Raw genomic sequence first — 15,185 nt, 5'->3', positions numbered from 1 at the left:
GCTATCATGAATAATCAAGGTCAATCTATGTCAGCACAATTAACCTCACGCTTACGAGGATATGTTCAGGTAACCAAACCAGGCATCATCATGGGCAATTTAATTTCTGTCGCAGGCGGCTTTTTACTCGCGGCTCAAGGCAATGTTGATATGACCTTGATGTTTGCCACCATGATAGGTTTATCTTTGGTGGTAGCGTCGGGTTGCGCAATCAATAACTGCATTGATCGCGACATCGACGCCAAGATGAAGCGTACTCGAAACCGAGTTACCGTTACCGGTGAAATATCAGTACAAGCGGTATTGAGCTTTGGTATTGGTTTGGGTGTTGTAGGCTTTACCATGCTGGCGATATTCACTAATAGCTTAGCGGTGTTATTTGCCGCCATTGGCTATGTGGTTTATGTCGGGGTGTACAGCCTGTACATGAAACGCAACTCGGTTTACGGCACCCTAGTAGGCAGTTTTTCGGGTGCCGTGCCACCGGTCGTTGGCTATTGTGCGGTCACCGGGCAAATGGACATGGGCGCAATTATTTTGCTGCTGATGTTTAGCCTATGGCAAATGCCCCACTCTTATGCGATTGCGATTTTTCGCTTTGACGACTACGCCGCTGCTAATATTCCGGTATTACCGGTTGCCCAAGGCATGGCTAAAGCTAAGTTGCATATCGTGTTGTACATTGCTGTTTTTGCATTGGTTAGCGCACTATTACCGCTGGCGGGTTACACAGGTATTGCCTTTATGGCCGTGACCTTTGCCACCAGTTTATGGTGGCTAGCGATGGCGTTAAAAGGTTATCGTCGCGGCATCAATTTGCAGTCTTGGGCTAGACAAGTATTTGGATTTTCCATTATTACCATTACCGCATTAAGCGTGACCATGGCATTGGACTTTCAAGTAGTAACCTAAGCGCCTTTACTTACATTGGTGCCATAAGTGACTAAGCTCAGTAAAAGGCTAAGTTCAATAAAAGGCTAAACTCAATCAAGGCTTCAAGCCCGTGGCATTATGCTGCGGGCTTTTTTATTTGATAAATCCGCATTAAAGACTAAGGTTTAAGACTGATTAAAATTACCGCATGCAATTCTATTTTTCGTTTTTAACCGCATCATCAAACATAAAGGGATCTTATGTTTACCGTGTTAACAGGCAACAAACCCGACATCCCGTCGCTTAGCTCAATAAGCCTCATTCCCTTCCTGCTGACCGGCTGTTTACTGTTGGCAAACCCACTGCAAGCTAGCGAGAAACCGACGATCCAAGAAGCAAAAAACAACGTATTTGGTGATTGGGTAATCAACACACCTGAACGTATTACCTTGTTGCAGTTAAATCATAATCGCAGCTACTTACACCTAGAACTTAACTTAAGCGCGCCACAAAATAGCGTTGCAGAATGGGGACGCTTGGATCTGCAATCAACAACTGCTAACTTTATCCCTAGCTACAGCAATAATGCCCAACAAGGATTAGCCGCATATCAATTCGAGTATCCGCAATTAAACATGACGCTGACATCACAGTCGTTACAACTCGCCTTAACCATAGATACCAATGCCGATAGCATTGCGGATGAGCAACATCAGTATGACTTCACCCCAAACCAATCGGTCTATGGTGTATGGCATCAATTGTCTACCCCAGCGCTGAGTAGCTTGGTACTGCTCGACAATGGCTATTACGCCATGGTGAACATTAACCTACACCAAGACCCACAAGCCAATGAGCACGTCACTCACTTACAATGGGGACGGTTTGAATTACACCAAAATCAGCTAACCTTTGAGCCCGTTTTTAATAGCCATCTCCAACACACATCTAACTTACCCAGTACTAGTCCCAGCATGGTTTATCAGCCTAGCAAACAGCAATTGGCATTATCGTTTAGCGTAGATACTGGTAATTTAACTGACCATTTGTTGCTATTTAAGCGATAAACAAACATTTACAGCTATTTAGTTACAATTTCTGCCACAATCAGCTATTCAAATTCAAGCGATTACACTTCATACTGAGTCATTGCTGGTATCAATTTAGCGTTAAAAGGATATGTCATGGGCCAAGAAACCTCTAAGATTCTCGTTGTCGATGACGACATGAGATTACGTTCGTTATTAGAACGTTACTTAATTGAGCAAGGCTTCCAAGTTCGCAGCGCTGCCAATGCTGAACAAATGGATAGATTACTAGAGCGCGAAAACTTTCATCTACTGGTGCTCGATCTGATGCTACCCGGTGAAGATGGTTTGTCGATTTGTCGCCGTTTACGTCAGCAAGAGAACCCTATCCCGATTGTGATGCTAACCGCTAAAGGCGATGAAGTTGATCGTATTATTGGCCTAGAACTTGGCGCTGATGACTATTTACCTAAACCGTTTAATCCACGTGAGTTATTAGCACGTATTAAAGCGGTTATGCGTCGTCAAATTGTTGAAGTACCAGGCGCACCAGCTCAGCAAGAAGAAATGATTGAGTTTGGCGAGTTTTCGCTAAATTTAGCCACTCGTGAAATGTTTCATGGCGATGAAAGTATTGCCCTGACCAGTGGTGAATTTGCCGTACTTAAAGTGCTGGTAAACCATCCTCGAGAGCCACTATCACGTGACAAATTAATGAACCTGGCCCGTGGCCGTGACTACTCTGCCCTTGAGCGTTCAATCGATGTTCAGGTGTCACGTCTACGCCGTTTAATTGAAAAAGATGCCGCTAACCCACGTTATATTCAAACGGTTTGGGGTTTAGGTTATGTATTTGTACCCGACGGCACCACGCGTAAGTAATCCATGAAACTCAAGTTAAAATGGTGGCAACGCTTCTTGCCCAGAAGCGCTTTTAGTCAAACCGTATTGTTGATTGGCAGCTTACTGTTGATCAATCAATTAGTGTCATATTGGTCTGTCGCCGTTTACTTTATCAAGCCCAGTTATGAGCAAATTAACCAACTGATTGCCCGCCAAATCAATATACTATTTGTTGATGGGGTTGATGTTGGTCGTGAACATCTCACCATGGTGGATGCCTTAAACGCCAAAGTGCGTGACGATGGCATGACCGTTTATAACCAAAAACAAGCGCAAGAAGCCGGACTCGGCCAAGCCACTTATTACAGTTTCTTGTCAGAACAAATGTCGGTTTATCTTGGCGGCGAAGCTGAAGTGCGTTTTTCGCAAGGTGAAAAGCTCGATGTGTGGATTAAACCGCCACAAGCCCCTTCTTTATGGATTAAAGTGCCGCTCACAGGTATTAATGAATCAGACCTGTCTCCACTAACATTATATTTACTGGTGATTGGCGGGCTCAGTGTCGCCGGTGGCTGGCTGTTTGCCCGCAGACAAAATCGTCCGCTTAAACGCTTACAAAAAGCGGCAGTAACCGTGTCTAAAGGCGATTTCCCTCCGACGTTACCATTGATTGGTTCAACCGAAATTGTTGAAGTTACTCATGCCTTTAACCAAATGGCCAATAGCATGAAGCAGCTTGAGCAAGACCGCGCCTTGCTAATGGCAGGGATTTCACATGATCTACGCACGCCATTGACTCGCATACGCTTAGCGTCAGAAATGATGGTAGAAGACGACCAATATTTGAAAGAAGGCATTGTCACTGATATTGAAGACATGGATGCGATTATTAATCAATTTATTGCTTATATTCGTAACGACCAAGAAGGCATACGTGAACCCGACCAAATTAATCGTTTGATCCAAGAAATCAGCCAACAAGAGTCACACCGCGAAGGCACCATTGAGTTATCTCTGGCTGACTGTCCCGAAATAGCCATCAATAGTGTGGCGATAAAACGCGTATTAAGTAACTTAGTCGAAAACGCATTCCGCTATGGTAACGGGTGGATAAAAATCAGCTCATATAATCAAGGTCAATACTTGTGCTTTAGTGTAGAAGACAATGGCCCTGGTATTAATGAAGACCAAGTTGAACAGCTCTTTCAACCCTTTACTCAAGGCGATACCGCACGTGGCAGTGTTGGTTCAGGCCTAGGACTGGCGATTATTAAACGCATTATCGACCGTCATCACGGCAAAGTTAAACTGTCTAATCGCCCTCAAGGTGGCTTAAAAGCGCAAGTGTGGCTGCCGTTAATCGACAAAAACCTCTACAACTAACAACGGCCATATTTCACCACCCACATGACTCAACTCATAGATAAAGTGAAGTCACGAAAGACTGTAACATTAGTGCCATAAAATACACATATTGGCATTTATGTGAACTCATTTACCTATGAAGATATCAACCCTATCCCTTAGTGCATCCGCCTTATTATTAGTGCTTGCGGCATTACTCGCTGCCACTGTGTTATGGAGTAACCAACAACGACAAACGAGTGAAAAATTAAACCTCGATTTACAACATATTCAACATACCTTTCAATATGATGTTCGCCGGAATATTGATAGCTACTTACAAACAGGGCAAAGCAATTATCTCGAACAAGCCCGTAGTGATATAACCCGCATAACCGTCAATATTACCCAGTTACATTCTGCTCACCCACAGCTTGATAGTGCTTCACTGACCACCTTAATGACTCAATTAATTGGCGACTTAGACACTAAATACCGTGCAGCAGGAAAACTGGCCGGTAACCCACGCCAACTACTGGCTTTTGCTGAATCAGAAATGCTCGATTACAGCGGTAGTTTACATCGCTATGCCAAATCAGCTCCAAATGACTCAAATACCGCGCAGCAATATCTTGCGCTTAGCCTTAAGTTACCCAGCTTAGTTTATCAATTATCACAGCAGACTCAGGCCTTATTGATTGATCAAGATACCGGAGTCAGTAATAGTCTTAATTTTTCAATTAATGCCCTCAACACATGGCATGACGATTTGGAGAAGCTATCTTTGCTGGGTATTTATCGCACCGAAGAAGTGGATGAATTCGCCTTAGGTGATGACGAACCGGAACGTATTGAAACCGGTGAAACCCCACGGGCAGAATTACTCAGTTTGACCCAACGCTATAGCAAAGAAGTGAGTAATACCAAGCAAATGCTCAGCGATAATCAACAGGTACAAGCAGCGCTAATAAACGCCACCAGCCAAGTGGAACAACAACTGGTGACACTAGCCGATACGCAAGCCGTAACCGATGAACAACTTAAAATCCGTTTACAGTGGCTGCTATACACCATGGTGACATTGATAGCATTGTTTTCTATTGGTTATTTAGTATTACAACAACGTCGAGTCGTTAGCCCACTTAAACGTTTAAATCATGCTTTTTCAATGTTAAGCGAATCGAATCAACGTGAACCATTACCCGTGACCAGCCAATGTGAAACAGGCCAAATTGCGGCACACTTTAATCGCCTTTTACAGCGATTTGAACAAGATGACGAACAACAAAAAAGTAATATGGCACAGGTGTCTAACTCATTGAGTGAGCTAGTCGCCAAAATTGGTTTCTTATCAACTAGCACGCAACAAACGCAACATGTGGTACAACAAACGCAATCACAAACCGCTGATTTAATTACTCTTGCAAATGAAGTAAACCGGTCGTCTAGTTTAGTAACTGCCAGTGCAGAACAAACCATGCATGATATGCAAGCAAGCCAAAAAGAAGCCCAAGCGGTGTTAGATGCGACCGATCATACGTTAACCAAGGTCAATCAATGTAACCACTCACTAACCCAACTCAGTACATCAGTTAACGACGCGGCTAAAATTGTGGATGTTATTAGTAATATCGCCGACCAAACCAACTTATTGGCCTTAAATGCCGCCATTGAAGCCGCTCGTGCAGGTGAGCAAGGTCGTGGTTTTGCGGTGGTAGCCGATGAAGTGCGCAGTTTATCGCAACGGACTCAACAATCATTAAAAGACATAATGGCTATTTTCGAGCAACTAACCCGCTCTAACACAGCACTTAGCCACAGCGTAAACGACATCAGCGAAGCATCTGCACAGCAGAAAGGTCGAGCCCAGAGTTTGTTAGATGTTGCGTTGCAAGTACAACAGCAAGCTCAAGAGATGGCGAGCAGTGCGAGCCAAGGGAGTGAACATGCTAAGCAACAGGTGGGGCATCTTGATGAATTTGTCATCGCGATGGATAGCCTAATGCTGCATGCTAAAGATGCGTTTGAACAAAGTGAAACGATTGCGCTTGAGGTCAGTAACAGTGTCGATAATATTGAACAACACTTAGGCATCCGCGGATAATCAATACTGACAAATTTGCGGTATCGCTGTTTTAATCATAAAAATGGGCGCCATATTGGCGCCCATTTTACTGTACTGTTAAGTCTCTATTACTGAGACATAATATAGATTACAGTGCAGCCATTACTGCTTCAGCAGTGCTGACTTCAAATGACTTACCTTCCTCAACATTCAGTAAAGTCACCACGCCATTGTCGATCACCATCGCATAACGCTGTGAACGAACGCCACCAAAACCGGCGGTATCCATTTCTAAGCCTAACGCTTTTGCGAAGCTTGCATCACCGTCGGCTAGCATCATTAATTCAGAAGCATTTTGGGCTTCGCCCCATGCTTTCATTACGAATGCATCATTAACTGCAACACAAGCAATAAGGTCAACACCTTTAGCTTTAAACTCGTCTGCAAGTACAACAAAACCTGGCAAATGAGCTTCTGAACAGGTTGGTGTAAATGCACCTGGTACAGCAAACAATACCACTTTTTTACCGGCGAAAAGCTCAGTAACATCGTGATTAACCATGCCGTCTTTTGTCAGTTGGCTTAAGGTAGCTTTTGGTAAAGATTGTCCTGTAGCGATCATAATATTTCCTTGATTATTAGAGGCTATTAACCCTTGTTAAACAGAAAGGTTACCTTGGGGAAAATACCCTACGACAACCCAAATACAAAATAGATAATACTGATTCACACAATATCGAGATCAATAACCCTAGCAGCAACCCAATGGCAATCGCCTCTGGTTTCAATAAAATCACATGGCTATAAGCCTGCCAGACCTCAGCTTGAATGTCTTTTTGTGGGGCTAATGCTATTTGCTGATAAGGACTATAACTGTGTTGATGAAAACGACTCAACGCTTCGGTGAGTGATGTATAACGTTGGTATATTGACTCAATACTTTCACCACCGGCACTAAACACCGGATCGTTATTTTGTTGATAGTGAAGGATAAGTTTACTGATGTCTCCAGCAAAAAAACGGTCTGCATCACGTTGAAATTCTGCCAAACTGAGTTTAGCTTCAAGCTGATGAGCTTCGAGTCGTTGGCCGTATTGTTCGACAAAAGCAGGGACTTGAATACCAATCAAGACACCACAAATAAACAACACTAAGCGAAAGTAATCCATTAAACGTCGTATCATGATGTCATCGAAAAATCAGTTGTAAATGAATCCTCAGAATATCACCAATTACGCAAGTAAGCATCTTGAATAAACAGATGTTAACTTACGTAATTGTGTGGCTTTTTTGAAAGTTTATGTGCCCAGCGACAAGCATCAAGGTGAGAGTGATACCTGCTTAGCATGGCTACTATCTAGGTTTACTCAACCAGTAATACCCCTTTATACATCTGCATTTGGCAATGAAACGGATACTCACCTTTGGCTAATGCTGGCAGCGAAATTACCACAGAGTTATCCAGTGGTAGCTCTTCGCTAATGTCTAAGTCTGGAAATAACAAACTGGCCGAACACCCTGCTTTGTCTTGGCGTAAAAAGGTTAATTGCGTCGCGGTATTGGCCGGCACAGTTATCCTTGCTGGGGAGTAAACCCCGTCTTTAACCACAATAGCGTTACTTGCTTGATGAGTGGTCGCTTTGGGTTTATACAACCAAAACCACCAAACGATAATGGCAATTAATGCCACACAAAATAAATTAATTAATAGCATCATTCACTCCTAGTGTTGTTGAGGGCTAAAAAAGCGCAAACGATTGGCGTTGCTCACCACTGTTAATGATGAAAATGCCATCGCAGCACCAGCAACCACAGGGTTAAGTAATACGCCAAACACCGGAAATAACACCCCAGCAGCAAGCGGTATACCCGCCATATTGTAAATAAACGCGCCGACTAGGTTTTGTCTAATATTGCCTAAAGTCGCCTTACTCACCGCGATGGCATCTGCCAAACCGTGTAGAGATCCTCGCATTAGCGTTATGTCGGCACTTTCAATCGCGACGTCGGTTCCGGTGCCAATAGCAAAGCCGACATTGGCTAGCGCCAACGCAGGTGCATCATTAATGCCATCACCAGTCATGCCAACCACCTCACCTAATGCTTGTAATTCGGCCACTTTATTGGCTTTATCTTGCGGTAATACGTCGGCAAAAAAGTCATCGACACCCACTTTGGCAGCCACAGCTGCGGCTGTCGCGTGGTTATCTCCGGTAAGCATAATGACCTTAATGCCACTGCTTTTAAGCCTTGCGATGGCGGCAACAGAGTCTGCTTTAATCGGGTCAGCCACGGCAATCACTGCTGCGAGTTCACCGTCGATAGCAAAATACATTGGCGTTTTGGCGTCTGCTGCCAACGCTTGTGCTTGCTGTTGATAATCGCTTAAGACTATGCCTTTTTCGCGCATTAATTTTTCATTACCAAATAATAACTGAGTCGATTGATACTGAGCTTGGACACCAAATCCTGCAATAGCAGTAAAATTTTCAACATTGAATAACGCTAATCCCTTATCCGCTGCGGCTTGAACAACGGCCTGTGCAAGTGGATGCTCGGAATGTTGCTCAATACTTGCCGCCAGTTGCAATACTTGTTCTTGTTCGCGACCATTGACCACGATGATATCGGTGATTTTTGGCGCGCCTTCGGTAATCGTGCCGGTTTTATCTAAAATCATGGTGGTAATAGTCGATGCCGTTTGCAGAGCTTCACCATTACGAATAAGCACGCCAGATTCAGCGGCTTTACCTACACCCACCATCACCGACATGGGTGTTGCTAACCCTAACGCACACGGACAAGCGATGATTAAAATTGTCATCGCCGACACTATGGCGTATCCCACAGAGGGTTCAGGCCCAAAATTAAGCCATACCATGGCGCTGATAATGGCAATAATCATCATTGCAGGAACAAAATAGCTCGAAATAACATCTGCCATTCGACCAATTGGCGGTTTGGAGTTCTGCGCCCGTTTAACCATAGTAATAATGTGCGCCAAAGCGGTATCTTTACCGACTCGTGTGGCGGTAAAAGTAAGTGATCCCAGTTTGTTTAATGTACCTGCGACCACATCATCATTAACACTTTTTTCAACCGGAATAGGTTCACCCGTCAACATCGATTCATCAATAAAACTACTCCCCTCAACGACCACACCATCTACGGGAATTTTTTCACCTGGTCGAACACTGACTTTATCGTTTAATTGCACCAAGGCAATATCGATATCGACCGCTTTACCATTGCGGATCACTCTAGCCGTTTTAGCTTGTAAACCAATTAAGCGCTTAATCGCTGCCGAGGTTTTACCGCGCGCCTTGACCTCTAACGCGAGTCCAAGATTGATTAAACCAATGATCATCGCGGTTGCTTCAAAATAGACATGGCGCGCCATTTCTGGCAATAAATCTGGTGCAAATACCACCACCATAGAGTAAACCCACGCAGTGCCTGTTCCGAGCGCAATTAAGGTGTCCATATTGGCACTATGATGAGTAAATGATTTCCATGCGCCAGTATAAAAATGCTTGCCGGAGAAGAACATTATCCCTAAGGTCAGTACACCAATTGCTCCCCAAACCAGCTGTTGTATTGGGTTAGTAACGGTCATGTCACCAATAAACAAACCATAAATCATCAGTGGGATACCCACTGCCAATGCGACAATAGTGTGTTTTATTAGGCTTTTATAATATATTGCATCTGCCTGTTCTTTCTCATCAATAGCATCTGCACCACCTTGATCGTTAATCAAAATAGCGTGATAACCGGCTTTTTCAACGGCCTCAAGCAAACTAGCGACTTCAACCTCTCCGGTGACCATCACACTGCGATCGGCAAAGTTCATTTCAGCCTGCTCTACTTGCGCGACTGTTTTAAGTGCTTTCTCAATTTTGCCAACACAGCTGGCACAACCTGCACCCTCTATCAATAATTGTGTTGTTGTTTGGGTATTCATTACAAAGACTCCTTATCGCTAGCCTGGCAAGAGGTTTCATGATTTGGACCAAACCCCTCAATCAGGTGGCAAACCATGTTACCTGTGGGCGCCAACGCTGGCAGATTTTCCCACTCGTTGACTGCTTGTGTCAGCTTATTACGCAACTTTAACGTTTCATTGAACAGTAATTCCGTTTCGGCCAATTTTTGGCTAATAAGCTGCTTCACCATGGTACAAGCACTTTCACCGTGATCGGTTTTGGAAAAAATCACTTTAATTTCATCTACCGAAAAACCTAAGTTTCTGGCACTCATAATAAATCGCATCCGCGACACTTCTTTGTCACGATAGTATTTATAACCATTGCTAGGCGATTTTGTTGGTGCGAGCAGGCCGATTCGGGTGTAAAAACGAATTGTGTCTGTGGTAACACCCAATAACGTTGCGAGTTCACTTACTTGCATAATCACTCCTTGGGGTAACGACTGTATTAAATAATAAGATCTACATAAATAAATCTATTGAGTATATGCAACGACTGTAAACCTATGTCTTACACCTATGTCAAGTGACCAATAACCCTGAAAATAAAAAACGCCAATATGAACACTCATGTCGGCGTGGATACTTGATATATAAATAATCTAATGGTGAGTGCAAACTGCGTGGGCACTTAAGCTATTGGCACATTCGCTGATAAATTATTGATCCCAATCGGGGCTAAAGTCAGGCGCCGCCACACGATGATTTCGGTCTAACTTATCAATTGCGGCCATGTCTACAGACGGGAGCGATAACGCTAATGAGGCAATATTAGCTTGAACATTTACCAACTTAGTTGACGATGGAATAGTGACATAACCTTTTTGGCGCATCCACACTAATACCGCTTGGGCGGGTGTCATTTGGTGTTTCTTCGCAATCGAGACAATAGTGTCGTCGGTTAATACCGCACCATAGGCAAATGGCATATAACCCGTCACCATAATATTGTGCTGCTGACAAAATTCGACCAGTCGGTTATTTTGCAAATATGGATGTACTTCAACCTGATTAGTGAATATTGCGTCGGCACCTAAAATCTCAATCGCTTGTGTAACCTGGGCCATAGTGAAATTAGACACGCCAATGTGTTTCGCTAAACCAGCATCTTGCACCTCTTTTAATGCCAGTAAATACTCTCGCATAGGTACTGAATCATCGCGTAACGGCCAATGTATCAGTAACAAATCCACATAGTCGGTTTGCAATAAAGCCAAGCTGTCATGCACGCTTTGAATAAGTTTGTCGTGGGCAAAACGATCCGTCCACACCTTAGTGGTGAGAAAAATATCTGCTCTTGCGATACCCGATGCCTTAATTGCATCGCCAACTTGTTTTTCATTGGCGTAAATCTGAGCGGTATCGATGTGACGAGAGCCTTGCTGTAACGCCATTAACACTGAATCAAATGCCTGTTGGTCTTTCAGTCTGAAGGTACCTGTACCCAACAACGGAATAGTGGTCATATTGTCTTCCTAAAAACGGTATCTGAACTAACACTGTGCGCCAACTAGAAACAGAAATAAACAGCCAACGAGACAAATCTGTTTTGTTCAAATTACAAATGTCGGTCAAAAGATCAAATCGCGCCCTTAATTACAAGGTTAATCTCGGTTGAATAAACTCAATAAATGCAGAAATACGTCGCGCAACAATAGACGATTTGTAATACACCGCATTCACTTGTTCACGTTCTATGTGAGTAAACTTCTCCGACTGAAGTATGGGCACTAACCGACCCGCCACGAGATCATCATTAATCATAAAACCTGAAAGACACGCAATGCCATTACCTGCCAGTGCGAGTTGACGCAAAGTTTCTCCATTGCTGGTGCTGATGGTAGGGGTAATAACATCGCAACCTTTTAGCGGCCAGTGATTCAATATTTTAGGTTCGGTAAACCCAAGTAACTCGTGGCAAGTCAAATCAGACACTTTTTGTGGCACACCTCTACGCGCTAAATACTCAGCGGAGGCAACAATATGTAAGGCACTTTTTCCTAATGGTCGAGCATGCAAGGTTGAGTCTGCCAACTTACCAATTCTAATGGCCACATCGGTACGCTTTTCAAGTAAATCGACATAGCCCTCGTTCGAGGTCAATGCTAATTCAATGTCTGGATAAGCGGCGCGAAAATCTTTCATCAAAGGCACTAATTGATGAAACACAAACGGACTTGCCGCGTCCACACGCAAACGTCCTTGTGGTAGTTCACCACGACGTACGAGTTCATCTTCTGCGCGTTGTAATTGTTGTAATCCACCCCGAACAGATTCGACAAATTGGCGGCCTTCATCGGTTAACTCAACACGCCGAGTGGTGCGATTGAGAATGGTGACCCCGAGCTGTTGCTCTATTTTACTTACCGCGCGTGACACTCGTGCAACCTGAATATTGAGTGCATCGGCCGCTGCAGAAAACCCGCCGCAGTCGACCACCATCAGCAATATATCTAAATCATCTGAACGCGTAAGCATGCATACCTCATCTTGTGCTGTGTCGATCTAAAGAGTCGCTCTAACATCATTGTTTATTGCATTTATAGCAAAAGTCATTTGCTAAACATACTGTTTTTAACAACATATATCTAATCAATAATGACGCCCATCAACTGACTGACACATTTATCGCGACGGTAAATCCTAGCGACAACCTAAGAGGAACACATTATGCCGTTAGCTTTACTCGCATTGACGCTTAGCGCCTTTGCTATTGGAACCACCGAATTTGTCATTGTGGGGTTAATCCCCACAATGGCACAAGACCTTAACGTATCATTACCATCGGCTGGCTTATTGGTCAGTCTTTACGCATTAGGTGTCGCCATTGGCGCACCAGTACTCACCGCATTAACCGGTAAATGGAATCGCAAACACGTATTGCTGGCGGTAATGAGTTTATTTGTTGCGGGTAATCTATTGGCTTGGCAAGCGCCCGGTTACGAAACCTTAATCGCTGCACGCATTATCACTGGGTTAGCCCACGGAGTGTTTTTCTCTATTGGCTCAACCATTGCCACTGGGTTAGTACCCAAAGAAAAAGCCGCCAGTGCGATTGCCATTATGTTTACGGGGTTAACCGTCGCCTTAGTGACAGGCGTCCCTTTGGGCACCTATATTGGCCAGACCTTTGGCTGGCAAGCCACTTTTTTAACTGTCGCAATTCTTGGGTTTGTAGCCTTGATTGGCAGTAGCTTGTTGGTTCCCAATAATTTACCTCAGCCACCCGCGGCAAAATTATCATCGCAATTAAAAGTACTCACTCAACCACGGTTATTACTGGTCTATGCCATTACCGCATTAGGTTACGGCGGCACATTCACAGCCTTTACTTTTTTAGCCCCCATTTTAGAGCAAGTGTCTGGTTTTGAATCTCAATCTATTGGCTTAATCATGTTGGTGTACGGGGTATCGGTCGCTATTGGTAATATTTGGGGCGGAAAAATGGCCGATAAAATGGGCCCAATTAAAGCGTTAAGTATTATTTTCAGCGGTCTTGCGACCATATTAGTGATATTTAACTTTACTGCGGTTAACCCTATTGCCGCTGTGATCACCATTTTGGTCTGGGGCGCATTTGCATTTGGTAATGTACCTGGGCTACAAGTTTACGTAGTTTCCCTTGCACAGAAGTACACACCCGACGCCGTTGATGTGGCTTCAGGATTAAATATTGCCGCTTTTAATATCGGTATTGCACTTGGGTCTTGGGGTGGCGGGCTGATTGTGGCTAACGCTGGCCTAATTCATACACCTTGGGTTGGTGCGGTGATTGTGGTTATTGCCCTAGCATTAACACGTTTCAGTGGCTCACTAGACAAGAAAACTAACGCTAGCAAGAATGCTCAAGTGAGTATTCAAGCGAGTAGTTAAAAGAATAGTTAAAAAAATAGTTAAGCAACGACATCAACGCTGATATTCAACATCACGATGGGATCGATAAGCACCAATGTGAGCTCGTATCTGCGATCTCACATTGGTCGCTATCATTGTGCTCACATTCAGATGTTATAAACCCCAATCGGCTTTAGGTAAATGCTCCACAAACCAGTCAAATGCACGGCCTTGATGGTCTTTATGCCAAGCAATGTACAAACTTTGATTCGGTCTTGGAATTGAACACATTTTTTCAATCAACTCACCACTATCAAAGTAGCATTGCACCATGTGTCTGGGTACAAAACCAATACCTAGTCCTTGTAACTGTGCTGCTATCTTGGTTTCCATGGTGTTAACTTTAATCACTTGTTTGCTTTTAAAAAGGCCACTACTGCGAGTAGGTAAAAGTTGTGATGTATCGGCGACCACCACCGAAGCATAGTCAGTTAGTTTGTCGGCTTCTAATACGCCATCAACAAACGCCAATGGATGATATGGCGCTACGGCAAATACAAATTCAATTTCGCCTATTTTATGGGTTTGAAATACACCTCTTGGTAACTCACCAGACGCACCAATCACAATATCGGCGCGTCGGCTGTGCAATGCATCCCAACCACCACCGACGGCTTCAACATCGACACTAATGTCGACCGAGTGTTCTAGCTGATTAAATTGTTCAATTAATTGAAACAACGTCCCCTGGGGGATGACTGTGTCGCGTGATAGCCGAATTTCAGTTTCCCAACCAGACTCTAATTGCTGCACAGAATCAACCAACCGATTGGTGGCTAACAAAATCTGCCGCCCTTGCTCTAACACAATTTTACCTGCTGGCGTCAGTTGTGCTTTTTGCTTTGTGCGGTCAAATAACGCCGTGCCCATATCATCTTCAAGTTTTTTGATGGTGTAAGTCAGCGCTGACGGTACTCGATATAACGATGCCGCTGCAGCAGCAAAGCTGCCCTTACGTTCAATCGCATCTAGGGCACGTAATGCGTCAATAGTAATCGGATTTTGCATCAACTCTCCATATTCAAATAATTTGAACCTTTACGTCAGTTTATTCCGATTTTTTATTCAATCAAGTCTCAATATACTTCTTATCAACCAGTGAGACAGGCTCACTAGAAACAATTAATGTTTAAATTTATTGAGGATATAT

General features: G+C 43.9%; 14 protein-coding genes. 6 read left to right on the top strand and 8 right to left on the bottom strand.

Going from position 1 to position 15,185, the window contains the following annotated elements; all coding sequences use genetic code 11:
* Positions 1–6: 6 nt before the first annotated feature.
* From cyoE to AAEY94_RS03565, 5 genes are all read left to right on the top strand, one after another.
* Positions 7–912 (top strand): heme o synthase, encoded by a 906-nt coding sequence (gene cyoE, locus AAEY94_RS03585; RefSeq protein ID WP_101084847.1) that lies wholly within the window; start codon positions 7–9, stop codon positions 910–912.
* A gap of 221 nt (positions 913–1,133) precedes the next feature.
* Complete coding sequence (locus AAEY94_RS03580; RefSeq protein ID WP_101084846.1) at positions 1,134–1,940, top strand: hypothetical protein; 807 nt, start codon at positions 1,134–1,136, stop codon at positions 1,938–1,940.
* Between the two features lie 117 nt (positions 1,941–2,057).
* Positions 2,058–2,783, top strand: a complete 726-nt coding sequence (gene ompR / locus AAEY94_RS03575; RefSeq protein WP_101084845.1) for an osmolarity response regulator transcription factor OmpR — start codon at positions 2,058–2,060, stop codon at positions 2,781–2,783.
* A gap of 3 nt (positions 2,784–2,786) precedes the next feature.
* Entirely contained in the window at positions 2,787–4,127 is a 1,341-nt protein-coding gene (envZ, locus tag AAEY94_RS03570) for a two-component system sensor histidine kinase EnvZ (RefSeq protein ID WP_101084844.1), read from the top strand.
* A gap of 118 nt (positions 4,128–4,245) precedes the next feature.
* The gene (locus AAEY94_RS03565) at positions 4,246–6,192 is read left to right on the top strand and encodes a methyl-accepting chemotaxis protein (RefSeq protein WP_101084843.1); all 1,947 of its coding nucleotides are present in this window, start codon (positions 4,246–4,248) and stop codon (positions 6,190–6,192) included.
* Between the two features lie 109 nt (positions 6,193–6,301).
* Here the strand turns inward: AAEY94_RS03565 and AAEY94_RS03560 are convergent, their stop codons facing one another.
* The 7 genes from AAEY94_RS03560 to AAEY94_RS03530 form a co-directional block, all read right to left on the bottom strand.
* On the bottom strand, positions 6,302–6,775 hold the full coding sequence (locus AAEY94_RS03560; protein WP_101084842.1) for a peroxiredoxin: 474 nt from the start codon (positions 6,773–6,775) through the stop codon (positions 6,302–6,304).
* A gap of 49 nt (positions 6,776–6,824) precedes the next feature.
* Positions 6,825–7,322, bottom strand: coding sequence for a DUF2937 family protein (locus tag AAEY94_RS03555; protein ID WP_242445071.1), 498 nt, complete (start codon positions 7,320–7,322; stop codon positions 6,825–6,827).
* A gap of 194 nt (positions 7,323–7,516) precedes the next feature.
* Positions 7,517–7,867, bottom strand: a complete 351-nt coding sequence (locus AAEY94_RS03550) for a cupredoxin domain-containing protein (RefSeq protein ID WP_101084840.1) — start codon at positions 7,865–7,867, stop codon at positions 7,517–7,519.
* 9 nt (positions 7,868–7,876) lie between these two features.
* Complete coding sequence (locus tag AAEY94_RS03545) at positions 7,877–10,117, bottom strand: heavy metal translocating P-type ATPase (RefSeq protein ID WP_350977299.1); 2,241 nt, start codon at positions 10,115–10,117, stop codon at positions 7,877–7,879.
* Positions 10,117–10,563, bottom strand: coding sequence for a MerR family transcriptional regulator (locus AAEY94_RS03540; protein WP_350977296.1), 447 nt, complete (start codon positions 10,561–10,563; stop codon positions 10,117–10,119). Before AAEY94_RS03540 ends, AAEY94_RS03545 begins: the two co-directional genes overlap by 1 nt.
* A 237-nt stretch (positions 10,564–10,800) precedes the next feature.
* Entirely contained in the window at positions 10,801–11,607 is an 807-nt protein-coding gene (gene dkgB / locus AAEY94_RS03535; protein ID WP_350977294.1) for a 2,5-didehydrogluconate reductase DkgB, read from the bottom strand.
* Between the two features lie 130 nt (positions 11,608–11,737).
* Positions 11,738–12,619, bottom strand: a complete 882-nt coding sequence (locus AAEY94_RS03530; protein ID WP_162022043.1) for a LysR family transcriptional regulator — start codon at positions 12,617–12,619, stop codon at positions 11,738–11,740.
* 192 nt (positions 12,620–12,811) lie between these two features.
* On the opposite strand from AAEY94_RS03530, the gene AAEY94_RS03525 reads away from it, so the two are divergent.
* A complete protein-coding gene (locus tag AAEY94_RS03525) occupies positions 12,812–14,014 on the top strand; it encodes an MFS transporter (RefSeq protein WP_350977291.1) in 1,203 nt (400 codons plus the stop codon).
* 135 nt (positions 14,015–14,149) lie between these two features.
* Here AAEY94_RS03525 and AAEY94_RS03520 read toward each other — a convergent pair whose 3' ends face one another.
* Complete coding sequence (locus AAEY94_RS03520; protein WP_162022042.1) at positions 14,150–15,043, bottom strand: LysR family transcriptional regulator; 894 nt, start codon at positions 15,041–15,043, stop codon at positions 14,150–14,152.
* Between the last annotated feature and the right edge of the window lie 142 nt (positions 15,044–15,185).

This window comes from Shewanella sp. AC34-MNA-CIBAN-0136, from assembly GCF_040309945.1.
In the GTDB taxonomy this organism is placed as follows: domain Bacteria; phylum Pseudomonadota; class Gammaproteobacteria; order Enterobacterales; family Shewanellaceae; genus Shewanella.
The sequence above is the reverse complement of the archived record's forward strand: the minus strand, read 5'-3'. Positions and strand labels throughout refer to the sequence as shown.

Bases quoted from the DNA above. Each gene is read 5' to 3' on its own strand.
- AAEY94_RS03580 (WP_101084846.1), top strand. From the start codon at position 1,134: ATGTTTACCGTGTTAACAGGCAACAAACCCGACATCCCGTCGCTTAGC.
- AAEY94_RS03555 (WP_242445071.1), bottom strand. From the start codon at position 7,322: ATGGATTACTTTCGCTTAGTGTTGTTTATTTGTGGTGTCTTGATTGGT.
- dkgB (WP_350977294.1), bottom strand. From the start codon at position 11,607: ATGACCACTATTCCGTTGTTGGGTACAGGTACCTTCAGACTGAAAGAC.
- AAEY94_RS03545 (WP_350977299.1), bottom strand. From the start codon at position 10,117: ATGAATACCCAAACAACAACACAATTATTGATAGAGGGTGCAGGTTGT.
- AAEY94_RS03560 (WP_101084842.1), bottom strand. From the start codon at position 6,775: ATGATCGCTACAGGACAATCTTTACCAAAAGCTACCTTAAGCCAACTG.
- AAEY94_RS03520 (WP_162022042.1), bottom strand. From the start codon at position 15,043: ATGCAAAATCCGATTACTATTGACGCATTACGTGCCCTAGATGCGATT.
- AAEY94_RS03540 (WP_350977296.1), bottom strand. From the start codon at position 10,563: ATGCAAGTAAGTGAACTCGCAACGTTATTGGGTGTTACCACAGACACA.
- envZ (WP_101084844.1), top strand. From the start codon at position 2,787: ATGAAACTCAAGTTAAAATGGTGGCAACGCTTCTTGCCCAGAAGCGCT.
- AAEY94_RS03550 (WP_101084840.1), bottom strand. From the start codon at position 7,867: ATGCTATTAATTAATTTATTTTGTGTGGCATTAATTGCCATTATCGTT.
- AAEY94_RS03530 (WP_162022043.1), bottom strand. From the start codon at position 12,619: ATGCTTACGCGTTCAGATGATTTAGATATATTGCTGATGGTGGTCGAC.
- ompR (WP_101084845.1), top strand. From the start codon at position 2,058: ATGGGCCAAGAAACCTCTAAGATTCTCGTTGTCGATGACGACATGAGA.
- AAEY94_RS03565 (WP_101084843.1), top strand. From the start codon at position 4,246: ATGAAGATATCAACCCTATCCCTTAGTGCATCCGCCTTATTATTAGTG.
- cyoE (WP_101084847.1), top strand. From the start codon at position 7: ATGAATAATCAAGGTCAATCTATGTCAGCACAATTAACCTCACGCTTA.
- AAEY94_RS03525 (WP_350977291.1), top strand. From the start codon at position 12,812: ATGCCGTTAGCTTTACTCGCATTGACGCTTAGCGCCTTTGCTATTGGA.